The sequence below is a fragment of the Flavobacterium sp. KMS genome, assembly GCF_000813005.1.
GTDB lineage: Bacteria > Bacteroidota > Bacteroidia > Flavobacteriales > Flavobacteriaceae > Flavobacterium.
Genome location: NZ_JSYP01000002.1, coordinates 214,719 through 238,227, shown reverse-complemented (window position 1 = coordinate 238,227; position 23,509 = coordinate 214,719). Strand labels below are relative to the sequence as shown.

At 32.2% G+C, this 23,509-nt stretch carries 23 protein-coding genes; 5 read left to right on the top strand and 18 right to left on the bottom strand.

Translation table 11 applies throughout. The annotated features are described in order from the left end of the window. Positions 1-131 precede the first annotated feature (131 nt). The 4 genes from OA93_RS03770 to OA93_RS03755 form a co-directional block, all read right to left on the bottom strand. Positions 132-1,358: a Glu/Leu/Phe/Val dehydrogenase dimerization domain-containing protein gene (locus tag OA93_RS03770; protein ID WP_039111794.1), complete on the bottom strand. Its 1,227-nt coding sequence runs from the start codon at positions 1,356-1,358 to the stop codon at positions 132-134. A gap of 123 nt (positions 1,359-1,481) precedes the next feature. Beyond that, positions 1,482-2,057 (bottom strand): chalcone isomerase family protein, encoded by a 576-nt coding sequence (locus OA93_RS03765; protein ID WP_039111926.1) that lies wholly within the window; start codon positions 2,055-2,057, stop codon positions 1,482-1,484. Positions 2,058-2,664: 607 nt separating this feature from the next. Beyond that, the gene (locus OA93_RS03760) at positions 2,665-3,240 is read right to left on the bottom strand and encodes a chalcone isomerase family protein (protein ID WP_039111793.1); all 576 of its coding nucleotides are present in this window, start codon (positions 3,238-3,240) and stop codon (positions 2,665-2,667) included. A gap of 303 nt (positions 3,241-3,543) precedes the next feature. Beyond that, positions 3,544-4,119: a chalcone isomerase family protein gene (locus OA93_RS03755; RefSeq protein WP_039111792.1), complete on the bottom strand. Its 576-nt coding sequence runs from the start codon at positions 4,117-4,119 to the stop codon at positions 3,544-3,546. 644 nt (positions 4,120-4,763) lie between these two features. On the opposite strand from OA93_RS03755, the gene OA93_RS03750 reads away from it, so the two are divergent. The 4 genes from OA93_RS03750 (at position 4,764) to OA93_RS03735 (ending at position 8,488) form a co-directional block, all read left to right on the top strand. Further along, entirely contained in the window at positions 4,764-5,906 is a 1,143-nt protein-coding gene (locus OA93_RS03750) for an acyl-CoA dehydrogenase family protein (RefSeq protein ID WP_039111925.1), read from the top strand. A gap of 177 nt (positions 5,907-6,083) precedes the next feature. Continuing rightward, the gene (locus tag OA93_RS03745; RefSeq protein WP_039111791.1) at positions 6,084-7,058 is read left to right on the top strand and encodes a M20/M25/M40 family metallo-hydrolase; all 975 of its coding nucleotides are present in this window, start codon (positions 6,084-6,086) and stop codon (positions 7,056-7,058) included. Positions 7,059-7,095: 37 nt separating this feature from the next. Then, positions 7,096-7,773 (top strand): SDR family oxidoreductase, encoded by a 678-nt coding sequence (locus OA93_RS03740; protein ID WP_039111790.1) that lies wholly within the window; start codon positions 7,096-7,098, stop codon positions 7,771-7,773. A gap of 109 nt (positions 7,774-7,882) precedes the next feature. Then, entirely contained in the window at positions 7,883-8,488 is a 606-nt protein-coding gene (locus OA93_RS03735; protein WP_039111789.1) for a SprT-like domain-containing protein, read from the top strand. A 95-nt stretch (positions 8,489-8,583) separates the two neighbouring features. Here OA93_RS03735 and OA93_RS03730 read toward each other — a convergent pair whose 3' ends face one another. The 7 genes from OA93_RS03730 to gcvP all read right to left on the bottom strand — a co-directional run bounded on the left by OA93_RS03730 (position 8,584) and on the right by gcvP (position 17,529). After that, positions 8,584-9,345, bottom strand: a complete 762-nt coding sequence (locus OA93_RS03730; protein ID WP_039111788.1) for an ATP-binding cassette domain-containing protein — start codon at positions 9,343-9,345, stop codon at positions 8,584-8,586. Beyond that, positions 9,342-10,091: an ABC transporter permease gene (locus OA93_RS03725; protein WP_035619715.1), complete on the bottom strand. Its 750-nt coding sequence runs from the start codon at positions 10,089-10,091 to the stop codon at positions 9,342-9,344. Before OA93_RS03725 ends, OA93_RS03730 begins: the two co-directional genes overlap by 4 nt. 81 nt (positions 10,092-10,172) lie before the next feature. Continuing rightward, positions 10,173-11,072 (bottom strand): glycosyltransferase family 2 protein, encoded by a 900-nt coding sequence (locus OA93_RS03720; protein ID WP_052259369.1) that lies wholly within the window; start codon positions 11,070-11,072, stop codon positions 10,173-10,175. A 20-nt stretch (positions 11,073-11,092) separates the two neighbouring features. Further along, positions 11,093-11,641 (bottom strand): methyltransferase, encoded by a 549-nt coding sequence (locus OA93_RS03715; RefSeq protein WP_039111787.1) that lies wholly within the window; start codon positions 11,639-11,641, stop codon positions 11,093-11,095. Between the two features lie 161 nt (positions 11,642-11,802). Further along, positions 11,803-12,861 (bottom strand): ketoacyl-ACP synthase III, encoded by a 1,059-nt coding sequence (locus OA93_RS03710; protein ID WP_039111786.1) that lies wholly within the window; start codon positions 12,859-12,861, stop codon positions 11,803-11,805. Between the two features lie 287 nt (positions 12,862-13,148). Then, on the bottom strand, positions 13,149-14,483 hold the full coding sequence (locus OA93_RS03705; RefSeq protein ID WP_039111785.1) for a hypothetical protein: 1,335 nt from the start codon (positions 14,481-14,483) through the stop codon (positions 13,149-13,151). A 196-nt stretch (positions 14,484-14,679) separates the two neighbouring features. Next, positions 14,680-17,529 (bottom strand): aminomethyl-transferring glycine dehydrogenase, encoded by a 2,850-nt coding sequence (gene gcvP, locus OA93_RS03700; RefSeq protein ID WP_039111784.1) that lies wholly within the window; start codon positions 17,527-17,529, stop codon positions 14,680-14,682. 135 nt (positions 17,530-17,664) lie between these two features. On the opposite strand from gcvP, the gene OA93_RS03695 reads away from it, so the two are divergent. Continuing rightward, positions 17,665-18,480, top strand: coding sequence for a hypothetical protein (locus tag OA93_RS03695; RefSeq protein WP_039111783.1), 816 nt, complete (start codon positions 17,665-17,667; stop codon positions 18,478-18,480). 62 nt (positions 18,481-18,542) lie between these two features. Here the strand turns inward: OA93_RS03695 and OA93_RS03690 are convergent, their stop codons facing one another. The 7 genes from OA93_RS03690 to OA93_RS03655 all read right to left on the bottom strand — a co-directional run bounded on the left by OA93_RS03690 (position 18,543) and on the right by OA93_RS03655 (position 23,319). Continuing rightward, positions 18,543-18,941 carry a DUF1090 domain-containing protein gene (locus tag OA93_RS03690; RefSeq protein WP_039111782.1) on the bottom strand — a complete coding sequence of 133 codons (399 nt, stop codon included), beginning with the start codon at positions 18,939-18,941 and terminating at the stop codon, positions 18,543-18,545. A gap of 216 nt (positions 18,942-19,157) precedes the next feature. Next, positions 19,158-19,613, bottom strand: a complete 456-nt coding sequence (locus OA93_RS03685; protein WP_039111781.1) for an SRPBCC family protein — start codon at positions 19,611-19,613, stop codon at positions 19,158-19,160. A gap of 348 nt (positions 19,614-19,961) precedes the next feature. Then, positions 19,962-20,870, bottom strand: a complete 909-nt coding sequence (locus OA93_RS03680; RefSeq protein WP_039111780.1) for a TIGR01777 family oxidoreductase — start codon at positions 20,868-20,870, stop codon at positions 19,962-19,964. Positions 20,871-20,945: 75 nt separating this feature from the next. Then, positions 20,946-21,332: a hypothetical protein gene (locus OA93_RS03675; protein WP_039111779.1), complete on the bottom strand. Its 387-nt coding sequence runs from the start codon at positions 21,330-21,332 to the stop codon at positions 20,946-20,948. Positions 21,333-21,345: 13 nt separating this feature from the next. After that, a complete protein-coding gene (locus OA93_RS03670) occupies positions 21,346-21,702 on the bottom strand; it encodes a hypothetical protein (RefSeq protein ID WP_039111778.1) in 357 nt (118 codons plus the stop codon). Further along, a complete protein-coding gene (locus OA93_RS03665; RefSeq protein WP_039111777.1) occupies positions 21,699-22,412 on the bottom strand; it encodes a DUF2071 domain-containing protein in 714 nt (237 codons plus the stop codon). The genes OA93_RS03670 and OA93_RS03665 overlap by 4 nt, the downstream gene beginning before the upstream one ends. 403 nt (positions 22,413-22,815) lie before the next feature. Beyond that, entirely contained in the window at positions 22,816-23,319 is a 504-nt protein-coding gene (locus OA93_RS03655) for a MarR family transcriptional regulator (RefSeq protein WP_039111775.1), read from the bottom strand. Positions 23,320-23,509: the final 190 nt, after the last annotated feature.

The following is a 23,509-nucleotide window of genomic DNA, read 5'->3' as shown; positions in this document are numbered from 1 at the left end:
TGCGCAAAGTTTTTCCTCAGAAAGACAAGTTTGTGGTTAAATCTGTGGCTAACCTTTTTTTATAAACAAAAAAAACGAACCAAATAGATTTAATCTGATTCGGTTCGTTTTAAAATATGGTATAAAATAATTTATACTAATTGTTTCAGTGCAATTTCAAAAGCTGTTGCGCTGATATTTGTTTTTGAAGCACTTAAAGCATGCGCTTTTTGTATCGCATTTTTTATAGTGTCTGAAGTGTCATTAAAAATAGCCTCATCGGTCATTTGTACTTTCTTTTCCATGAAATAAGCAAAAACACGAGCCATTCCGCAGTTAGAAATAAAGTCAGGAATTAAACTCACTTTGCTATCTACTTGTTCCATGATAGAACCAAAGAAGATTTCTTTATCAGCAAAAGGTACATTTGCACCACAAGAAATTACTTCAAGGCCATTAGCAATTAATGCGTCGATTTGATTTTGAGTAACTAATCTAGATGCTGCACATGGAGTAAAAATTTCGGCTCCAATTGTCCATATCTTTTCGTTAATCTCTTCAAACGGAATCATGTTTTGAGCAACAAGTTTGTTACCATCTTTTGCTAAAAATAATGCTTTGATTTCTTCAAAAGAAAAACCTTCTTCGTTTATCAAGCCACCATCTCTGTCGATGATTCCAATTACTTTAGCTCCCATATCTGCTAAGTAAAAAGCAGCTGCAGAACCCACATTTCCAAAACCTTGTACGATTGCTTTCTTACCTTTTACATCGCCACCATAAGTAGTATAAAAATGACGAACAGCTTCAGCAACACCAAAACCTGTAATCATATCGGCTACAGTATATTTTCTGGTTACATCTGGAGAGAACTTTGGGTTTTCGATTACCTTAATAACACCTTGACGTAATTGTCCAATTCGGTTAATTTTATCAGCTTCGGTAGGTTTAAAGTGTCCGTTAAAAACTCCTTCTTGTGGATGCCAAACACCGCATTCTTCGGTCATTGGAATTACTTCGTGAATTTCATCAACGTTTAAATCCCCACCAGTTCCGTAATAACTTTTTAGTAATGGAGAAACTGCTTTGTACCAACGTTGTAAAACACCTTTCTTTCTTGGGTCATTTGGATCAAAATTAATACCAGATTTAGCCCCACCAATCGCAGGTCCAGAAACTGAAAATTTTACTTCCATTGTTTTTGCCAATGATAAAACTTCGTTCATATCCAAACCTTTTCGCATACGAGTACCACCACCGGCAGCCCCACCTCGAAGAGAATTAATTACTGTCCATCCTTCGGCTTCAGTTTCAGAATCTTTCCAATTGAATACGATTTCAGGTTCTTTATTTTCGAATTTCTTTAATAAATCTTTCATTTTCTGCGATATGTTTAATTTTCACAAATATAAAAAATTGGATAATGCGAAATGTGTATTTAGTAAAATATTTCGAATGCCTTATTTTATGCTAATTTTTTAACTAAAAACCTTCAGAAATAATTATTTACCTAATAATTGATCTTTTAGTTTTTGATCAGCAGGCTTCTTGGATAACCAGATTCCGAAGAGTGCTTTTTTGAATTCAAATCCAGGAATTTTACCCTTTAACTGATTGTTTTTGTAGATCCAAACAGAGGCATCAGAAGGGGAGTATACAAGTTTAAAAGTGTTTCTTTTACTTATTTCACCCATAAAGTAGCTTTTGAATTCTTCTATTTTAGGTCGCAATGTTTCTATGTTGCCTGGGTATGTCTTTTTGAAATTATCATCTATAGCTTTTAATAATTTTGGTGTAGATACTGTTGAAGAAGTAACTTCAATACGCATTGCCATTGCGCTATCACTATCAAGAATATATTTCGAATCTTGGCTTAATTGTGATAAGTATAATGCTTGCAGATATGTTCCTGGCCACATTGTCGATTTTCCACCACCGCCATTTAACGATAAAGCTTTACTTTGAAATTGAATTGTTCTCGGAATTGTAACACCATCTATAGTAAAGGTTTTTTGTGCTGTTACGGTTGAGATTTGGAAAGTAAGAATTAATGTAAATAAAAGTAATAAATTTTTCATTGTATGGTATTTTATGATTTTTGCTAAAATACGCCTAATTTCTATGTTTTTAAAGTAATTTACGTCCCGTTTTTCAGGAAATGCCTTATGTTTAAGGATTTTAATAAATTTTATGAATTTGTAAATCAGGGTGTTATAAGAATGAAATAATCCATAATCTTGGAGTGTTTTGGTAGGTAGTTCCATCAGTTAAAAAAACTATTTTGCTTCTTGATTTTATTATGGCAAGAAATAGAAAGACAAAAGTTTATTTAAGTTTAAGTGTCTTGTTGTCAGGAATTAGGAGGTTTGTTTTTGGCAAAATAAATTGATTTTATCTAACCAAAATAAAGAATGTAAACAGTAATACAAATTATAAAAACAGGTTTGTTTTTATAGGGTAAAAAGTACATATGTTTTTCAGGAAGGTGTAATTTGTAAAAGTTAGCAATTTATTTGTAGTTTAAATACTATGTTATTTGATTGCTAGTAGTGAAAATTCTATTGAAAATCTAAATTTCATTATCAAGTCAGGGTGTATTCTGATGGAAATTCGGAAGAGGTAATTTTATTTAATGCAGCTTCTCTAGTTTTCTTTTTCAAGAGAAGCTGTATTTGTTTTTGTAGATTATTTGCCTAATAATTGATTCTTTAGTTTTTCATCGGCAGGTTTTTCAGACAACCAGATTCCGAATAGCGCTTTTTTGAAATCAAACCCTGAAATTTTTCCTTTTAAATGTTCATTTTTATAAACCCAAACAGAGGAGTCGATAGGAGAATAAATAAGTTTGTAAACATCGTCTTTGGTGATTTCATCGCTTAAGTAGCCTTTTAATTCTTCGATTCTTGTTCGTAATGCTCCAATGTTATCACCAGCTGTTTTCTGGAAATTTTCGTCCATCGATTTGGTTAGTTTCTTTGCAGATACCAACGAAGAAGTGATTTCAATTCGGATAGCCATTTCGGTATCACTATCAATAATAAATTTTGGATCTTGACTCAATTGAGATAAGTATAGTGCTTGTACATATAGTCCAGACCACATTGCTGATCTTGCACCAGCACCATTTAGCGATAAAGGTTTGTTTTGAAATTGAATTGTTCTTGGAACTATAACACCTTCAACATCGAATGATTTCTGAGCTGTAACAGTTGAGAATTGTAAAGTCAGAATTACTGTAAGTGATAGTAAAAAGTTTTTCATTTTATTGAATTTTAATTTTTCGCAAAATTACTTTTAATTTTCTATTTCTCTAGCATAGTTCTGTAGACTTTTTTATGGGGTAAAGTTTGTATGTCAGTTTTTTAAATAGTTTTATTTTTTGCAAGAGCAAATCCTAAGATTAGTGAGGCTTTATGGGGAGAAATGCAAAGCATGCAATTTATTGTAAAAACTAATTACTTGTTTTAGGAATGCTTTTTTTGTGGGGCTTATTTAGTAGGCATGAAAATATTGCTCCAAATAATCTGTTTACTGGAGCTTTTTTAATCTAGGTAATGAAGATAATTATTTACCTAATAGTTGATTTTTTAATTTTTCATCAGCAGGTTTATCAGATAACCAAATTCCGAAAAGTGCTTTTTTGAAGTCAAAACCTTGAACTTTTCCTTTAAGGACATCATTCTTATATACCCAAACTGAAGAGTCGATAGGAGAGTAGATAAGTTTAAAAACATCTTTTTGTGTGATTTCATCACTTAAGAAACTTTTAAATTGTTCGATTCTTGGGCGTAATGCTTCCAGATTATCTCCAGCAGATTTTTCGAAACCACTATTCATGGCTTTTGTTAATTTGTTTGATGATACCATCGAAGAGGTAATTTCAATACGAATAGCCATTTCGGTATCACTATCAATAATAAATTTCGGATCCTGGCTTAATTGAGATAAATATAATGCTTGAACATATACCTCTAACCACATTTTTGATCTTCCGCCAGCACCATTTAAGGATAAAGTTTTGCTTTGAAATTGCATTGTTCTGGGAACTATAACACCATCAATGTCGAAAGCTTTTTGAGCAGTTGCATCTGTGAATTGCAAAGTTAAAATTACAGTAAGTAATAGTAATAAGTTTTTCATATTCTTGTAATTTATGTGATTTTGACAAAAATACTTTTAATTTCTATATTTTTATATGAAAAGCGATGTATTTTTTACGAAAACCACTTATGTAAGAAAATGTCTATTTGAAAGTTATTGTTTTGGCAGCTAGTTGTTTATGAAATGAAAATATTTGCTGAATTATCTTATTTTTTGATGTTTCTAATTTGATTAAAAATGACTTTTTGTGGAGGGAAATTGGAGTAATCGACTCGTTTTTTTCTTCGAAAAACATATTTTCGAAATTTTTTGGTTACAGTTTGTTAACCTTACTCATGATTTTTACTTTATCTCTTAAGCTGAAATCTGAAATTATTGTGAGTTGTAATTATATATACTTGCTTTAAAAGTTTAATGCTTTTGAATGGCGTTTTTTAAATTAAATCTTATTTTTAATTGTCCCTGTTTCTAGAAATTTTGATAGCTATTTCTGAGTTCTTTAATAAAAATTTAAGAGTTGCTAAACTAGTGAGATTGAGCGAAGTTCTTGATATCATTACGATAACGATATAGTGGTATTTTTTCTTTAGTCAAAAATGCAAGTCAAAATTGAAAATTTCAGTATAAAAAAGTACCTTTGGATATATTTTTTTAACAAAAAGCAACTTTTATTTTATAATACTATGGATTTTAATCTTACCGAAGAGCACTTAATGATTCAACAAGCTGCTAGAGATTTTGCTCAAAACGAATTGTTACCAGGTGTGATAGAAAGAGACGAAAAGCAAATTTTCCCTACGGAACAAATAAAAAAAATGGGACAACTCGGATTCATGGGAATGATGGTTGATCCTAAATACGGAGGAAGTGGTTTAGACACGATTTCATACGTAATTGCTATGGAAGAAATTTCGAAAGTTGATGCTTCGGCTTCTGTAGTAATGTCGGTAAATAATTCACTAGTTTGTTGGGGACTTCAGGCTTTTGGTACCGAAGAACAAAAACAAAAATACTTACCAGGATTAGCTTCTGGAGAAATTCACGGTGCATTTTGCTTAAGTGAGCCTGAAGCTGGTAGTGATGCTACATCGCAAAAAACTTCAGGAATAGATATGGGTGATCATTATTTAGTAAATGGTACTAAAAACTGGATTACTAATGGTAATACTGCATCGGTTTATATTGTAATTGTACAAACTCATGCTGAGAAAAAACATAAAGGAATCAATGCTTTGATCATGACCAAAGACATGCCAGGTTTTTCTGTTGGTCCTAAGGAGCAAAAAATGGGAATTCGTGGTTCAGATACACACTCATTAATGTTTAGTGATGTTAAAGTACCTAAAGAAAACCGAATTGGTGAAGACGGATTTGGATTTAAATTTGCCATGAAAACATTGGCTGGAGGAAGAATTGGTATTGCTTCTCAAGCTTTAGGAATTGCTTCTGGTGCTTATGAACTTGCATTAAAATATTCGAAAGAACGTAAAGCTTTTGGAACTGAAATTTGCAATCACCAAGCTATTGCTTTTAAATTAGCAGATATGGCGGTAAATATCGAAGCAGCGCGTCATCTTTGTATGAAAGCAGCTTGGGATAAAGACCAACATAATAATTACGATGTAAGTGGTGCTATGGCAAAATTATTTGCTTCGCAAGTTGCAATGGATACGGCTGTTGAAGCAGTACAAATTCATGGTGGAAACGGATATGTAAAAGAATACCATGTTGAGCGTTTTATGCGTGATGCAAAAATTACACAGATTTATGAAGGAACTTCTGAAATCCAAAAAATAGTGATTTCTAGAGCAGTTATCGCAGGATAATTGTATCCTTAAATTATATTAAAAACCCTTTCGGCTTTCGGCTTTGAAAGGGTTTTCTTTTTGCAATAAAAAATAATTATATTTACAACTAAGAGGGTAACTATGTTTTTAGGAGTTACTCATTTTTTAGAATTGTAATTGAAAACTTTATAATCTCAACGAACCAAATCTTGAATAATGAAAAAACTAATACTTTTATTTCCTTTTATTTTTTTTGGATGTAAATCTAATACAACAGTTAAAACCGAAACTACGCAAACAGCTTCTAAGTTAGAAATTACTTATAAAGTAAAAGAGAATGATGTTTCATCGGTTTTAAAATATCTTTCTTCGGATGAATTAGAAGGTAGAGAAACTGGAACTAAGGGAATAGAAACAGCGGCTATTTATCTGGAAGATTTCTTTAAAACGAATAAGATAAAACCTTATTTCTCCTCTTATCGTGATACTTTATCTACATTTAAAACTCCAGCATATAACATTGTTGGATATTTAGAAGGGACTGATGCAAAACTAAAAAATGAATTTGTGATTTTGAGCGCGCATTATGATCATATTGGGATTGATAAAAAAGGACTTAATGGCGATTTTATAAATAACGGAGCAAACGATGATGCTTCTGGAGTTACTGCTGTTGCCGAAATGGCTAAGTATTTTAGTGAGACCAAATCGAATAAACGAAGCGTACTTTTTGTGTTTTTTGCAGGAGAAGAAAAAGGGCTTTTGGGTTCTAAACATTTGGCAAAAAAACTTAAAGCTAAAAACTTCAATTTATACACGCAGTTAAATATAGAAATGATTGGTGTGCCAATGAAACGTGACTTCTTAGCCTATATTACTGGTTTTGATAAATCGAATATGGCGACTAAAATCAATGAATATACAGGAGATAAAACTATTGGATTCTTACCTAAAGAAGCCGAATATCAGCTGTTTTTTAGATCAGATAATTTTCCCTTTTTCGAAGCATTTAAAGTTCCTTGTCAGTCGATAAGTACATTCGATTTTGAAAATTTTGAATTTTATCATCATGTTTCAGATGAATTTAAAGTAATGGATATTCCTCATATGACTTCATTTATTCAGGAATTGTTGCCTGCAGTGACTCATATGGCAAGTTCTCCAACAAAAGAAATTTTGATGACTAAATAAACTATGCTTTTTTATCGGTTTTCCTTATTTTTGCTACATGAAAAATATTATTATAACAGGAACGAGTAGAGGGATAGGGTATGAACTTGCTTTGCAATTTGCAAATGCTGGACATCAGGTATTAGCTATTTCCAGAAAAATTCCTCAATTGCTTTTGGAACATTCTAATGTTACTTGTCTTTCTATTGATTTATCTAATGAATCTGAATTATATAAAGTAGAGGATTTTCTTTCTTCGACTTGGAAAAAAGTTGATGCTTTAGTGCATAATGCAGGAAGTTTGCTTTTAAAACCTTTTGCTGAAACTACTCAGGCAGATTTTGAAAGCATTTATAAAGTGAATGTTTTTGCAGTAGCAAATCTTACAAGAGTTTGTTTACCATATCTTCAAAAAGGAAGTCATGTGGTAACAATAAGTTCTATAGGAGGAGTTCGTGGAAGTCTTAAATTTGCTGGACTTGCTGCTTATAGTTCTAGTAAAGGTGCAGTAATTACGTTATCGGAATTATTGGCAGAAGAATATAAAGAAAAAGGAATCTCATTTAATGTTTTGGCATTAGGTTCTGTTCAGACAGAAATGTTGCAAGAAGCTTTTCCAGGATATCAAGCGCCAATTTCGGCTAACGGAATGGCAACTTATATTTATGATTTTACATTAAATGGCAATAAATATTTTAACGGAAAAGTATTAGAAGTTTCTTCTACTAATCCGTAGTTAATTATAAGTTATAAGTTTTGAATTATGAGTGAAAGTATTACTAAGCGTGATATTATCTCAAAGAAAACTTATAACTAATAATTCATAATTTATAATTAAAACTGTTTTGAGCGAAACTTTAGCAAGATACATCCCCGAACATGCCGTAAAGCCTGTCTTTGAACTCATTGTTGATAATCGTGTACATCTTAAAATTGTAAACGAAAGACAAACTCGACATGGAGATTATAGAAAAGGGCCAAGTGGTAAACATGAAATTACTGTAAACTCAAGCTTGAATCAATACAAGTTTTTGATAACGTTAATTCATGAGATTTCGCATTTGGTTGCGTTCGAAAAGTTCGGAAGAAAAATTAAACCTCATGGGAATGAATGGAAATATTCTTTTCAGCGATTGATGGTTCCGTTTATACGTCCGGAGATATTTCCTAGTCACTTATTACCATTGCTGGCGAGGCATTTTAAGAACCCTACGGCAAGTAGTGATACTGATACTACTTTGTCATTGGCTTTGAAACAATACGACAAGCAGAACGATAAGAATTATATTTTTGAAATTCCATACGGCAGTGTTTTCAGAATTCATAACGGAAAAATCTTTAAGAAAATTGCTGTAAGAACTAAACGCTTTGAATGTTTAGAAATAAGCTCAGGAAGGACCTATCTTTTTAATCCAAATGCCGAAGTTGAGTTGTTGCTCACTAAGGACTGATATTGTTGATTAAAACCATCGAATATAAAAAATCCCAAATTCCAATTTTGTTAAGATTGAAATTTGGGATTTTTTATATTGTACTTTAAAAGGTCTTATCCTTTTAAATAAGCTTCTCTTACTTTCTTGAATAAATTTGAAGAATAAACAAATTCGACAATAGCTTTATTATCGGTTACGAAAATTTCTTCTTTTGTTCCCTGCCATTCTTTTACTCCATTTTTTAAGAATAAAATATTCTCACCAATTTCCATCACAGAGTTCATATCGTGCGTGTTAATTACAGTGGTAATATTATATTCTTCGGTAATTTCTTTAATTAAATTATCAATCAAAGTCGAAGTATTTGGATCCAAACCAGAGTTTGGTTCATCACAAAATAAATATTTAGGGTTGTTTACAATGGCGCGGGCAATAGCCACACGTTTTTGCATCCCTCCAGAAATTTCTGAAGGTAATTTTTTATGTGCATCAATTAGATTTACCCTTTTTAAAACAAAATCTACACGGTCTTGAATTTTAGAACCAGTGTCTTTGGTAAACATTCTAAGTGGGAAAGCTACATTTTCGGCAACAGTCATGGAGTCAAATAAAGCACTTCCCTGAAATACCATTCCGATTTCTGTACGTAATTCTCTTTTTTCATCTGGTTCTAGTTCTGAATAAACTCTACCATCAAACTCAATTGTTCCAGAATCTGGAGTATGAATACCTAATAAGCTTTTTAATAATACCGTTTTTCCAGATCCACTTTGCCCAATGATTAGGTTTGTTTTTCCAGTTTCAAACACGGTCGAAACACCTTTAAGTACTTTGCTGTCGCCAAATGATTTTTCTATGTTTTTTACTTCTATCATGAGCCTAATAACAATTGTGTTAGTATATAATTAAAAAGGATAATCGATACAGATGTCCAAACGAAAGCTACTGTACTTGCTTTTCCTACTTCTAGTGCGCCACCCTTCATATAATAACCATGAAAAGACGGTATAGTTGCCAATAACATGGCAAAAATTATGGTTTTAATAAATGCATATGTAATATGAAACGGAATAAATTCCATTTGTGCTCCCATTATAAAATCATCACTCGTTGTAAACCCGCCGTAAACTCCAGCTAGCCAACCACCAAAAATACCTAGGAACATACTGATTCCGATTACAAAAGGATACAATAGTAAAGCGATAATTTTAGGAAAAACAAGATAGTTTAATGAGTTTACTCCCATAACTTCCAGTGCATCGATTTGCTCTGTAACACGCATAGTTCCTATACTTGATGTAATGAAAGATCCCATTTTTCCTGCCATAATAACAGAAATAAATGTTGGGGCAAATTCTAAAATTACAGATTGTCTGGTTGCAAAACCAATTAAGTATTTAGGAATTAATGGGTTTGTTAAGTTTAATGCAGTTTGTATTGCAACAACTCCTCCTACGAAGAATGAAATGAAACAAACAATACCAAGGGAATCAATAATTAAGTCATCAATTTCTTTAAAGATTAGTTTTTTCATCACAGACCATTTGGTTTGTTTGTTGAAAATTTCTTTAAGCATCAAGAAGTATCTTCCTATTTGGGATAAATAACGAATGAGCATCATAGTTTTTACGAATATGGGCTAAATTACGAAAATAGTTGCCAGTTTACGGTTTAGATTTTATAGTTTTTTTGATTGCTTGAACTAAAAAAGCTTTTCTTTCATTTTTTTCAAACGATAATTTCGAATGAATTTTGCTTGTGCATCGGTTACCAATAATGGTGTTTTTGCTTTTTTTGCTTTTAGGAATCCTTTAATGTAATCAAAGAATAGTAGTGGTTTTTTCTTCATCATTGCCAATTTTGCAGAAGCAATTGCGGTGATCCAAAAACCATACCCTAAAGTATAAAAAGCTTCGCCTTGTTTATAACGGGCAGTTTTGTTGTAGTTTGCACCTGTTGGTTTAAGGTGTTTTACGTGTAGAGAAGAATCGGTAACTATTTTCCAATCGTAATATTTACAAAGTAATTCGTCTACCGTGTCCCAACCCATTGCCGCTCTTAAACCGCCAATTTGCTGAAAAGTTTCTTTTCGGTAGGCTTTTAGCGCACCACGAATATGATCTTTATCTGTTAGATTTTCTAATATCCAATCTCCATTTTTTTCTATGTAGCAAAATCCTCCTGCCATTCCAATTTTTGGGTCGGATTGAAAGTGAGAAATAATGGTTTCGAAATAGTTGGGAGGAAAAATTAAATCTCCATCTATTTTTACAATGATATCATAATCATCATCGAGAGTTTCAAATCCTTTATGAAATGCTTGGATTACTTTGCTTCCTGGCAAATGTATAGCACTCGAGGTTTTGTTTACCAATGAGATATATGGGTTTTCTTTGGCATAATCCAGTACAATTTCTCCCGTTTTATCGGTCGAATTATCATTGACTACAACAATTTTTTTGGGCAAAACAGTTTGCGATATCAAAGATTGCAACGTTAAGCCAATTAATTCTTGCTCGTTATGTGCCGGTATGACAATGTAGTAAGCCCCCCAGCCCCCAAAGGGGGAGCTTGACGAATTTTGTGAGTTAGAGTTGTTCATTTTGTGAAATTTGTTCAAAACTATTTTATTCCCCCTTTGGGGGTTAGGGGGCTTTTTTCTGCGTAAACAATATAATATCTATTGGTAAAGCTTCGTAACAAAGGACGAATTCCGAATTTTTTTACCGGATTAGTCCATTTTTGTCTATCGATGATTTTCCAACCTGTTTTTTCAAGAAGCCAGTCTAATTGCCAATCTTCAAATTCATGATAGTGTCTGTCCCACATATCCGTTTTACTACGATATGCTGGTGAGAACCATAAACGCATCGGAATCGAGATGAATAGCTTATCTGATTTTATTTCGTTTAAGATGGTGAATGGGTTTAGCAAATGTTCGAAGATTTCGAAAGCAGTAACCACATCTTGTTTTTCGGTAGCAAATACGGTTTGGTCGATATCTAAATCTTCTCCTGTAGTATTTTTTACTTTAAAACCTTCAGCTTTCATGATCTTTGAAAACGGATTTTCAACTCCTAAATCCAAAACGGTTTCGGATGTTGTGATGTGCTTTTTTAAAAATTCTAAAGTATGTTTGAATCTTTTATTCGGAAATGTTTTTTCGTACATAGTTATTGCGAGGAACGAAGCAATCTGTCGTTCTTAGTTTTAATTAGGGTGCAAATATACTAAAAAGTCCGCATTTTAAAATGCGGACTTTTTAGTTTTCAGTCGCAGTGATCAGTTTAACATACTGTAAACTGCGACTAAATATTGTAACTGAAAATAAACTAATATCTGTATACAAATGCATTTACGTTCATTCCAGCTCCAACTGAAGCAAAAATTACAACGTCGCCTTTGTTGATTTCATGATTTTCTAATTTCCCTTGTATTAAAAGGTCATAAAGCGTTGGAACGGTTGCTACACTGCTATTTCCTAAATCATGAATGCACATAGGCATGATGTTTTCTGGTGGAGTTTTGCCGTGTAATTTGTAAAAACGATTGATAATTGCTTCGTCCATTTTTTCGTTTGCCTGATGAATTAGAATTTTCTTCACATCATCGATAGCAATTCCGCTTTTGTCTAAACAACTTTTCATAGCTGCAGGAACTTGGCTTAATGCAAATTCATATATCTTGCGACCATACATTTTAATGTATTTCGTGTCAGGATCTAAATCGGGATTGTACGATTTTCCGAAGTATAAATATCCAGCTTCTTCATTTGCATAAGTAGCACTTTCGTATGATAATAATCCAGTTTCATCATCTGAAGCTTCGATTACTGATGCTCCAGCTCCATCTGAATAAATCATAGAATCTCTATCGTGATCATCTACAACTCTGGAAAGAGTTTCAGCTCCAATAACTAAACAACGTTTTGCCATGCCAGATTTGATAAAAGCATTTGCTTGTAGCACGCCTTCTATCCATCCTGGACATCCAAATAAGATATCGTAAGCAACACATTTTGGGTTTTTTATACCTAGTTTGTTTTTTACACGCGTTGCTAAACTCGGTAAAATATCAGATTGGGTTGTCCCGTATTTTACATCACCAAAATTGTGTGCGAAAATAATATAATCAAGAGTTTCTGGGTCGATTTTGGCATTTTCGATTGCTTTTTGTGAAGCAAAGAATGCTAAATCAGATGAAGTATATTGATCTTCGGCATAACGTCTGTTCTCAATTCCTGTTATACCTTTGAATTTATTAATGACAACCTCGTTTGGGTAGCCAAAAGGAGTTCCGTCTTCGTTTAAAAATACATGTTTATCAAAATCCGTATTCTTTATTTCTTTCTGCGGAATATAGCTACCTATTCCTGTTATTTTTATTTTCATTATACAGTTTTCCAAAATAATTTAGGCTAATTTAGAAATAAAATAATAATTACAACTATAATATTTACTATGCATGCATATAATTATAGAATAATTTCTATTTTATGGGAATAATTGGTTATTTGTTAATTATTGCTGTGAATTTTTGAATTTTTTATTGAGTAAATTGGGACTATTTGAAAATTTATTTTAAAAATATTTCATTACTTCAAAAAAAATGCCCCGATTAATCGAGGCATTTGTAGGAATATATTTTGTTTTATAAGCTCTCGTTGAATACGATTTTATTAATTAATTCTTTCAAGAACAATAGCTTTTCTGTTGATTTCTTCATCGATTGTTTTTAAAGTTCCTTCTTTGCTAATTTCTGCAAAAATCTTTTTGCCATCTTTTAACCTTAAAGCGCTAAATTGTACTTTATCATTGGCATCAACACTAATAGTATAAACTTCAAATTCTCCTGAAGTGGTTAGCTTTGTGTAATCATGAGTGTTTAAATTTACCTTGTATAAATCTGTTTTTGTGGCTATATAATAGTATTCTTTTGAATATACGATTTTTGCACCTTGTTCAATACGTGGTAATTGTATGTTTTCAACTGAATTATCGTCTTCGTAGAATTCCCAATCCATATTACCCCAATTGTAATACGTATCTATAAAAACAACTGATTTTTCTTTTTTGATTATATAGGAACCTTGACCAGATTGTAGAAACATATGTCCAACTCCGTCGAAACTTTCAGGTCCACTAGGTGACCATACAATTTTGGTGCTAATATTGTCGCCATCTATGTCTATTTGATGAATTTTTGGCAAATAGTTATTATCCCATGTGTAAGTAATAAAATAAAATTTACCATTATTACCTAACCAAAATTCTTTGTTATCTCTTCCCTCTATTTTAACTTCATAGATTCCGCCATTTGCTTTTCTTATGCGAATGTCATTTGTGCCGTTTGAGCTTGTAACTCCCTTACTTTGTCCGTATCTATAGATACAATTTCCATTTGCGTCAACCTCAAAAGCAGAAGGGGCTTGACCGCTTGGTAAGTAATCAATTCTCTGAATGTTTTCGGGATTACTTAAGGATAGCTTATTAATTTTACCACCATAACGGTAATATATATTGCCTTGGGCATCACTTTTTACTGAATTGTCGCCTAGTCCGTTAGTAGCTAAAACACTATCAGTTCCGAAATTATAAATTGCCCCATCAGTTTTTCTAACTAATATACTTGAGTAGTGTACTAATTCTCCTTTTTCGTTAGGATAATTAAAATCTCCTGTAAGTAAAACGTAAGTTGAATTTAAGTTTTTTGCACTGGTTACTATTGGGTTAGTGCTTGTAGCTGAACCATCTTTATTGGTAAAATTCACTGGTAGATATGCGCCATCAGCAGTGACTTTAAATAAATTTGTCCCTGTAGCGAGGTTCTTACCAGATGGAGAATTTTCTAGTATAACCAGACTTTTGGCATCCGAAATGTTTAAGACAATTTTTTGAGTTTGTGGCTGAGTAACATTTTCATCTTTTTTAATAGTTTCCTCATCTTTATCTGATGAGCAACTAATTGATGATAAAATTATGAATGAACATAATGTAAGTAAAGTTTTCTTCATGTTATTTTTTTTGGTTTAAATGAGTTAATAAAGGTATATTATTTTTTGAATATGTTAAAAAATAATGTAGGTATATTTTTGCAATGCCTTCTGATTGTAAAATAGCAATAGAACTGAAGATGTAGCGATTGACTAAAAAAAAATAACCCTTTTAGTATAGAAACTAAAAGGGTTACAATGCGTAAATTATATTATTTTACTCTTCCATGTAGGCCTCAATAGGAGCACAACTACAAACTAGATTTCTATCTCCAAAAGCATCATCGGCTCTGCGTACAGTTGGCCAGAATTTGTTTTCGGCTATATAATCTAATGGGAAAGCTGCTTGCTCTCTTGTGTATGGGAAATCCCAAACATCGGTAGTAAGCATTGCTAATGTATGTGGAGAATTTTTTAAGACATTGTTTTTATCTTCGATAGTCGAAGCTTCGATTTCTTTACGAATAGAGATCATAGCTTCACAAAAACGGTCTAATTCTTCTAAGTTTTCACTTTCTGTAGGTTCAATCATTAAAGTTCCTGCAACTGGGAAAGAAACTGTTGGTGCGTGGAAACCATAATCCATTAAACGTTTTGCGATATCAGTTACTTCAATTCCTTTTTGTTTAAAAGGACGACATTCTAAGATCATCTCATGAGCTGCACGACCCATTTCTCCAGAATATAAAGTGTCGTAATGACCACTTAATTTTTCTTTGATGTAGTTAGCATTTAAAATTGCATGTTGTGTAGCGCTCTTTAAACCTTCGGCTCCTAACATCGAGATGTATCCGTAAGAGATTAAACAAACTAATGCTGAACCCCAAGGAGCTGCAGAAATAGCTGTAATAGCATGATCTCCTCCAGTTGCAATAACTGGGTTTCCTGGTAAAAATGGAACTAATTGTGGAGCAACGCAAATTGGTCCAACTCCTGGTCCACCACCACCGTGAGGGATTGCAAATGTTTTGTGTAAGTTTAAGTGACAAACGTCGGCTCCAATTGTAGCAGGATTTGTTAATCCAACCTGAGCGTTCATGTTTGCACCATCCATATAAACCTGACCTCCGTTATCGTGGATTAATTGTGTGATTTCTTTAATAGCACTTTCATAAACTCCATGAGTAGATGGGTAAGTTACCATTAAACAAGAAAGGTTGTCTTTATGTAGAATTGCTTTTTCACGTAAATCTTCTACGTCGATGTTTCCGTTTTCTAATGTTTTTGTAACGATAACTTTCATTCCAGCCATTGCAGCCGAAGCAGGATTTGTTCCGTGTGCCGATGATGGAATTAAAGCAATGTTTCTGTGGTGATCACCTTTTGATTGGTGATATGCACGAATAACCATAAGTCCTGCGTACTCTCCTTGTGCACCAGAGTTTGGTTGCAAAGTTGTTCCTGCAAATCCTGTGATAACATTTAATTGCTCTTCAAGTTTTTTCAACATTTCCTGATATCCTTGTGCTTGATCAAGCGGAGCAAAAGGGTGAATGTTGTTCCATTGCGGGCTGCTTAATGGCAACATTTCAGAAGCTGCATTCAGTTTCATTGTACATGAGCCTAGAGAAATCATCGAGTGATTTAAAGCTAAATCTTTACGTTCTAGCATTTTGATGTAACGCATCAAAGCTGTTTCTGAATGATATTTATTGAAAACATCATGTTCTAAAAATGATGATGTTCTTTTTAAATGCTCTGGGAAATGATTTGTATTTGTTAAGCTATCTATTGTTGCAGCTTGTTTATTTGTAGCTGTAGCAAAAACTGAAATGATTTCGTTTACTTCGGCAACACTTACTGTTTCGTTTAATGAAATAGAAATTGTGTTATCGTCGATGTAGTAAAAGTTAATTTCGTTTTGTTCTGCAATTGTACGTACTTTTTTAGCATCGGCTTTTACAACGATAGTATCAAAGAATGCAGTATTAGTTTGTTCTACGCCTAATTTTTTCAACTCATTAGCAAGTGTTGCAGATGCAGCGTGAACTTTGTCTGCGATGTATTGCAATCCTCTTGGTCCGTGATATACTGCATACATTCCCGCCATTACAGATAATAAAACCTGTGCAGTACAAATGTTTGAAGTTGCTTTATCACGTTTTATGTGTTGCTCACGTGTTTGTAATGCCATACGTAAAGCACGGTTTCCATTAGTATCAATTGTAACTCCAATGATACGTCCTGGCATGCTTCGTTTGTATTCGTCTTTTGTTGCAAAATAAGCAGCGTGTGGTCCACCATATCCTAACGGAATACCAAAACGTTGTGTAGTTCCTACAACAACTGCAGCACCTATTTCTCCCGGAGGAGTCAATTTTGCTAAGCTTAAAATATCGGCAGCAACAGCAACTTTTATTTCGTTTTCTTTTGCTTTAGCGATAAAGGCAGCATAATCATGAACTTGTCCGTATTTTCCAGGATATTGAAGAATTGCTCCAAAATATGCTGTTGAAAAATCGAATGTTTCGTGGTTACCAATAACTAGTTCAACCCCGATAGGTGTTGCACGAGTTTGTAAAACCGATAATGTTTGTGGTAAAATTTCTTCGGAAACGAAAAACTTATTGATTTCGTTTTTCTTTTGATCTCTTGATCTTACATCAAATAAAAGTGCCATTGCCTCAGCAGCAGCAGTTGCCTCATCTAATAATGATGCATTGGCAATTTCCATTCCAGTTAATTCAATAACTGTAGTTTGGAAATTAAGAATTGCCTCTAAACGACCTTGAGCTATTTCAGCTTGGTAAGGTGTATATGCTGTGTACCATCCTGGGTTTTCAAAAACATTTCTTTGAATTACAGCTGGAACAATAGCTTGGTTGTATCCTAAACCAATATATGATTTAAAAACCTTATTTTTATTTCCTAGTTGGTGTATGTGATTTGAAAACTCATATTCTGTCATTGCAGGATCTAAGTTTAACGGTGCTTTTAAACGAATGTCATCTGGAAGCGTTTCATAAACGAGTTGTTCAATAGATTCAACTCCAATTGTTTTCAACATTTGTTGATGGTCGGTTTCTCTCGGGCCAATGTGTCTTAAAGCAAAAGCATCTGTTTTCATATAGTAGTAAAAGTGTTGTTTTTTAGTGGTGCAAAATTAAGTATTAATAATAATCTAATTGCTATTTTTAATCGCATTTTTTGTCAAATTTACAACTAAAGGGTTGATTTCTTATTAATTGATTAGTTTTGTTATATGAAGGTAGTTACGCAGTTATTTAATTTTTATATCATTAGTAGCATTCACGTTGCTTTATCGTGTTATGCATTGGTACGTTTAACGTTCCATATGTTTGGTATTGAGTATGATGAATCGATGGCTTTGTTTGTGTTTTTTGGAACTATTGTAGGATATAATTTTGTGAAATACGATGCTTTGGTTCGGGTTAATAGAGTGCCAATAGGGAATCAATTAAAAATTATTGCAGTTTTTAGTTTTTGTTCTCTTTTATTAGTAGGGTATTATTTTTTTCAATTAAAGCGAATCACTCAAATTGTCTCGGTAGGAATATTTGCAATTACGGCACTTTATACACTTCCATTTTTCCCGAATAGAAAAAATGCCCGAAACTGGGCTGGTGTCAAAATATATATTGTGGCACTTTGTTGGGTTGGAGCTACTTTGGTTTTGCCATTAATAAATGCTGAAATTGCGTTTACTTCCGATTTTTATTTAAAATGTGTACAGCGTTTTATTTTGGTTTTCGTGCTAATATTAATTTTCGAAATTATCGATCTTGCCAATGATGATCCACATTTGCAAACTGTTCCGCAGCAAATAGGAGTAAAGCGAACAAAAATTTTAGGATTATTACTTCTAATTCCATTTTACCTTCTTGAGTTTTTTAAATCTACTCTTGATAATAATCAATTGGTGATTAATTTAATTATGGTTCTTGTGTTGTCACTTTTTATTGTTTTTGCAAATGAAAAAAGATCTAAATATTATACTTCTTTTTGGGTCGAAAGTATTCCGATTTTTTGGTGGTTGATGGTTGCATTTTATGGATAAAAGATATAAAAACAAAAAAACCGATGTATCAACATCGGTTTTGTATAAGTGCAAGTAAAGCTTTATTTCGTTTTTTGAGCTGTAACAGCTTTATTTAATTCTGCTTTGGCTTCATCCAATTTCTTCTTTTTCTTGTCGATTTTTTCTTTTCCCTCCTGATCTTTAATCGCTTTATTTAGATCATCGGTTCTTTCTTTAACTTTTTGTTCTTTATCTTTTACCTTTTTGTCAAGATCATTATTTACTGTCTTTGTAGTACAGTTATTTTTGGTTTGTGCTATAGCATTTTCAATCCCTCTAATCTTATTTTGATTTCCGTACTGTTTGGCATACTCTAATTTTGTGTTCAATTCACATAATTTTCTTTCGCATCCTGTTAAGTCTTTACAATTACTTTGCGCAAATCCGATAAAAGAAACAGTAAAAAATGCTGCGGATAATAATTTAGTTTTTAATGTCATAACTTTATTTTTAAAATTAATGATTTTCGGTTTTAAGAAGAAAATCTGGTTGTTTTAGAGATAAGTTCATAAAATTTGAAAGTTTTATCTTTCATATCTCTTTACATAAAGCATGCCATGCCTGTCTTTTTTTATGTTGAAATTTTGTTAAATTATATTAAGCTGGTTGATTTTAAAGGTTTTGGATGTGGTAATTATAAAAATAAGGAATCTATTTTAGTTATCTTTTTCAGATACTTTTTTTAAGATTTTGTTTCGTTCTAATAGAAATTGAATCAAATGTTTCTTTAAAAACAGCAGATCAAACAATTTTCCAATTACACTAAACGGAGTTTCATATTCTAATTTATCAGTCATGATTGTTTGTCCGTTTTCTTCTTTAAAAAAATGCTCGTGTTTAAATGACTTAAATTTTCCGCTTTCCATTTCATCTACAAAATGATCGTAAAAATTCATTGCAGTAATTCGGCTTTTGTGTGTTAAGTACAATCCGAAGTGTTTGCCTCGCCACGTTACCGTTTCGTTATAGTTTATGAGTCCGGTTGTTACACCAGCAATTGCAACTTCATTAGATTTGCTAGCAGATTGTTGGTGAATATCAATATCTCTGGAATTATCAAAGACGATCTGTTTCGTTGCTTTTATTTTTGTTGTGAGATGAATTGTTGTCATAATTAGTTGGTGTTATCTTTGTCAAAGTTTTAAATTACTGCTGTAAGGAACTTCCTTTGAATTTTACCAATTTTTTTTATAGAAATAGACAGAATCTTTTTCTTTTTGATGTGAGAGAAATTCAGATTATACAAATCAAACTAATGGCTTGACAACGAATAGCAATAATATATGCATGTTATAACATTGCCAACGGTTTCAACCGTTGGAGCGCAATATTATCACAATCTGTATCACACGGTTGAAACCGTGAGCTATGATCAAAATGTGATAGAACTTAATAAATTATAATCACTTGAGATAAAATGAAGTTCTTTAGAGACTTGATTCTAAGCTTTGTCAAAGATTTTACTTCAATAAATCTTTAAAAGCATCCTCTACATTATCGAACTTAAATTCAAATCCATTCTCTAAAAGTTTTTTCGGAATCACGTTTCTGCTTTTTAAAACTAATTCGGGTTGTGTTCGAATAAAGAAAGCTCCTATTTTAAGCAAAAATGTATTGAGTGGGATTCCGAAAGGAAAACCAACAGCTTTTTGAAGTTTCTTCATAAAGTCTGCATTGCGAATCGGTTTAGGGGAAACAACATTAACTAGCCCAATCATTTCTTTTTGGAGTATAAAGTCTATTGCATTGGCAAAATCGTCTTCGTGAATCCAACTAATAAATTGATTTCCTTTTCCTTGTTTTCCTCCGAAACCTATTTTGGCTAAGGTTTTAAGCGGAATTAAAGCGCCGCCTTTCTTCCCTAAAACGATCGAAGTTCTTAAAGCGGTTTTTAAGGTACTTGGAGTTTCTGTTTTAAAGAACGCTTTTTCCCAAGATAGAGCTACATTTATAGAAAAATCATTTCCGATTTCGCCAGTAGCTTCATCCATTTCTTTATCTAATGAAAATCGATAAATTGTTGCTGTAGATGAATTTAGCCAATGTTTAGGTGGATTTACACAATTTAAAACGGCTTTGTTTAAAACCTTGGTACTCTCGATTCGAGATAATAATATTTCTCTTTTGTTTTCTTTTGTATAACGACAATCTACAGATTTTCCTGCCAGATTTATTAAAACTGTAGCATCTTCAAGTTCGCTTTCCCAACCAGAAAAAGTTTTTGCATCCCAGTTTATATATTTAATTCCGTCAATAGTTTTTGATTTTCCTCGAGTCAGAATTACAATTTCTTCAAATTTATTTTTAAAATGGTTGACTAGGACCTGTCCTAAAAAACCTGTTCCAGCTGCGATAATAAGTTTACTCATTTTGTAAAGTATTAACCCTAACAATCTCATCTCGACATTTCGAGATCAGGATTGTTAGGATTTGGTTATTAATAATTAAATTTTTAAAACTAATCTGTCTTCTTGTTGTGCTTCTCTAGCTTTTCTTTTTCCTCTAAAGAAGAAATACAAATTAAGGAATAACATTAATCCAAGGTAAATAGAAAAACTTCCTATTTTATAACTTAAAGCTTCGATTAAGATTTGATAATTATTAATGTCTTCACTTATTCTTAATATCATTAATGCAAAGCCAAGATTAAGAAGGTAAAAACCTGTTTCGAAAAGTTTGTTGGTTGCATCCGCAATTTCTTCTCTTCCTCTAAATATGTCTAGCATGTATATTTTTCCGTTTGCGAATAAAGTTTTAGAAACATAGTATGTTAGAAAAAGTGCTATTGGTAAATAGATTGCATAACCGACTAAAATTTTTGTAGTTTCCATGGTGTTTAATTTACTAGTTATTAATTAATTTTTGAATGTATTTAGTTATTATAATGATGTTTATGTAATGTAATCCTGAGATTATAAATATTATAATTGCTGTTTTGGTTGCTATTACTTCTATGAGTTGATCGGTAGTTATTATTGTTTCCCACGAAATTAAAGTCATTGCACAATAGCCAATATTTAATAGATAATAGCCTAGAAGTAACATTTGATTTATTCGTTGGCATAAATCTTCGTGATTGGGAATAAGTTCAGAAACGAATACATTGCCATTTTTATAACAAGTTTTTCCAACCCGTACAATTATGAAGATGGTAATCATTAGGTAAATGAAATACCCAATAATATTAAGATTTGCATTCACGACTTTATTTTTTTCTTGTTCTCGACAGTAATCTTAGAACCAATTGCTAGAAAAGCTGAAACTGGTTTTGATTTATTCAGGAAAGCAAAATCTTTCCCGTAGTTATCTTCAAAATCGAGATCTATTTTATAATCGATTATTGGTAGTTGTTGCCATCTTGGGTGTGTTACTTCATATTCGAAAGTGGTATTATTATCATATTTAGTATATCCAAAATAATGCTCAGTAATAAATTCGGCTTCGGAGTTTAATTCTATTTCTAATTCCTTTTTTCCTGTTTCAATTTCAATTGAATTCCACTTGTTATGATTTTTCCATTGGTAAACAAATGTTTTTGATTTTTCATTATCGGTAACAGAATGCTTCATTTTATTGGTTTGGTAATGTTCATTGTATAATGTGTTTGCAATAAAAGTAATGGCAGTTTTCGGGACTATCTCTTTTATAAATACAACACCACGTTTCCATTCTCCATTTTCAAATCGTTTTACATAAAATCTTAGATTGACTTCTTCGAAGTTGATATGAAAAGGAACTTTAATGCCTAATACTTTTGTATTCTCAAACATAAAACCAACTAAACTCACATAACATTTGTTGTTCCATATATCTATTTCGGTTCCTGGAGGAACATATTTCTCTAATGTTTTAGCATCAACTTCGTAATTTAATAATGCTAAGTTTTTCCATTCGGCGGTTAAGAAACTCATTGGTTTGGTTTTTTATAGATTATACTTGAAAGATAAATTGCTAATAGTAGAGGAGTAGGAAATAATATATAGGTTAAAAAGTGATTATAATTTAGACGGTGATTAATTAACCAAAGAATAAAGAATGAAGCTACTACTGCCATATAAGTTTGGAGAGCTCTATCATGCGGATTATCGATTAACATTTTTACACCAATTGAAAATTGTAGGAACCCGGTTAGCATAGTTGAGTATAAGGCTAGTATAAATGCCAATTCTTTAAATATGGGGTAGGTAAGTAGAAGGACAAAGGGAAGGCAAATAGCAAATGTGTTAATATTTTTTATAGTTTTCATGGTTATTGATTGTTTTAAACTTTCAGAAAAAAATGAAAGTTTTAATTAAATTTTTTTAGTTTGATGTTTTACTTCATAATTTTCAGGACCAAACGTCCCAACCAGTTTTCATTGAATTCGGTCATTTTATCCAGCATATTATCTGCTTTTAAAACAAAATCATACAACTTGGTGGTTTGCTCAACAAAGTGTTTTTCTTCTGCAGAATTCTTCGAGTCAATCGAGGAAACTTCTTTTAAAATTTTAAGAGCAGGTTTAATTTCACGTTTACTTCTTTCTCTTGCAATTTTCACAGCAAGTTCATCTAAATCTTTTTCGGCAGTAAAGAATTCTCGTCTTTCTCCGGTTTTGTATTCTTTATAGACAATTCCCCAATCCATCAAAGCTTTTAGGTTCATGCTGGTATTACCACGCGAAATTTGCAATTCGTCCATAATATCTTCCATAGAAACAGGTTCGTTTGAAACCATTAATAAAGCATGGATTTGTGCCATGGTTTTATTAATACCCCATTGAGAACCTAATGCTCCCCATGTTTGAACGAATTTATTTTTTGCTTCTTTGAATTCCATAGATCAAAAGTAAGTAAAAGTTTTTAAACTTTCAAAAATAAATGAAAGTTTATTGTGTAAAATTGCAATTATTTATTCAATATAGTTAAAGTCAAGTGTTTATAATCGGTTTGCTGTCCTGTGTCATTTTTTTGTTTAATCCATAGCAAAAAAAATCTGTTTGATAACAATTTGTCAAAAAGGGGTATTT

Excerpts from the sequence above, each read along its gene's own strand:
- OA93_RS03755 (WP_039111792.1), bottom strand. The coding sequence starts at position 4,119 with ATGAAAAACTTATTACTATTACTTACTGTAATTTTAACTTTGCAATTC.
- OA93_RS03655 (WP_039111775.1), bottom strand. The coding sequence starts at position 23,319 with ATGGAATTCAAAGAAGCAAAAAATAAATTCGTTCAAACATGGGGAGCA.
- OA93_RS03730 (WP_039111788.1), bottom strand. The coding sequence starts at position 9,345 with ATGATAGAAGTAAAAAACATAGAAAAATCATTTGGCGACAGCAAAGTA.
- OA93_RS03705 (WP_039111785.1), bottom strand. The coding sequence starts at position 14,483 with ATGAAGAAAACTTTACTTACATTATGTTCATTCATAATTTTATCATCA.
- OA93_RS03665 (WP_039111777.1), bottom strand. The coding sequence starts at position 22,412 with ATGAGTTTCTTAACCGCCGAATGGAAAAACTTAGCATTATTAAATTAC.
- OA93_RS03690 (WP_039111782.1), bottom strand. The coding sequence starts at position 18,941 with ATGACATTAAAAACTAAATTATTATCCGCAGCATTTTTTACTGTTTCT.
- OA93_RS03765 (WP_039111926.1), bottom strand. The coding sequence starts at position 2,057 with ATGAAAAATTTATTACTTTTATTTACATTAATTCTTACTTTCCAAATC.
- OA93_RS03770 (WP_039111794.1), bottom strand. The coding sequence starts at position 1,358 with ATGAAAGATTTATTAAAGAAATTCGAAAATAAAGAACCTGAAATCGTA.
- OA93_RS03715 (WP_039111787.1), bottom strand. The coding sequence starts at position 11,641 with ATGTACGAAAAAACATTTCCGAATAAAAGATTCAAACATACTTTAGAA.
- OA93_RS03720 (WP_052259369.1), bottom strand. The coding sequence starts at position 11,072 with ATGAACAACTCTAACTCACAAAATTCGTCAAGCTCCCCCTTTGGGGGC.
- OA93_RS03725 (WP_035619715.1), bottom strand. The coding sequence starts at position 10,091 with ATGATGCTCATTCGTTATTTATCCCAAATAGGAAGATACTTCTTGATG.
- OA93_RS03760 (WP_039111793.1), bottom strand. The coding sequence starts at position 3,240 with ATGAAAAACTTTTTACTATCACTTACAGTAATTCTGACTTTACAATTC.
- OA93_RS03685 (WP_039111781.1), bottom strand. The coding sequence starts at position 19,613 with ATGACAACAATTCATCTCACAACAAAAATAAAAGCAACGAAACAGATC.
- OA93_RS03750 (WP_039111925.1), top strand. The coding sequence starts at position 4,764 with ATGGATTTTAATCTTACCGAAGAGCACTTAATGATTCAACAAGCTGCT.
- OA93_RS03740 (WP_039111790.1), top strand. The coding sequence starts at position 7,096 with ATGAAAAATATTATTATAACAGGAACGAGTAGAGGGATAGGGTATGAA.
- OA93_RS03710 (WP_039111786.1), bottom strand. The coding sequence starts at position 12,861 with ATGAAAATAAAAATAACAGGAATAGGTAGCTATATTCCGCAGAAAGAA.
- OA93_RS03695 (WP_039111783.1), top strand. The coding sequence starts at position 17,665 with ATGAAGGTAGTTACGCAGTTATTTAATTTTTATATCATTAGTAGCATT.
- OA93_RS03680 (WP_039111780.1), bottom strand. The coding sequence starts at position 20,870 with ATGAGTAAACTTATTATCGCAGCTGGAACAGGTTTTTTAGGACAGGTC.
- OA93_RS03675 (WP_039111779.1), bottom strand. The coding sequence starts at position 21,332 with ATGGAAACTACAAAAATTTTAGTCGGTTATGCAATCTATTTACCAATA.
- gcvP (WP_039111784.1), bottom strand. The coding sequence starts at position 17,529 with ATGAAAACAGATGCTTTTGCTTTAAGACACATTGGCCCGAGAGAAACC.
- OA93_RS03745 (WP_039111791.1), top strand. The coding sequence starts at position 6,084 with ATGAAAAAACTAATACTTTTATTTCCTTTTATTTTTTTTGGATGTAAA.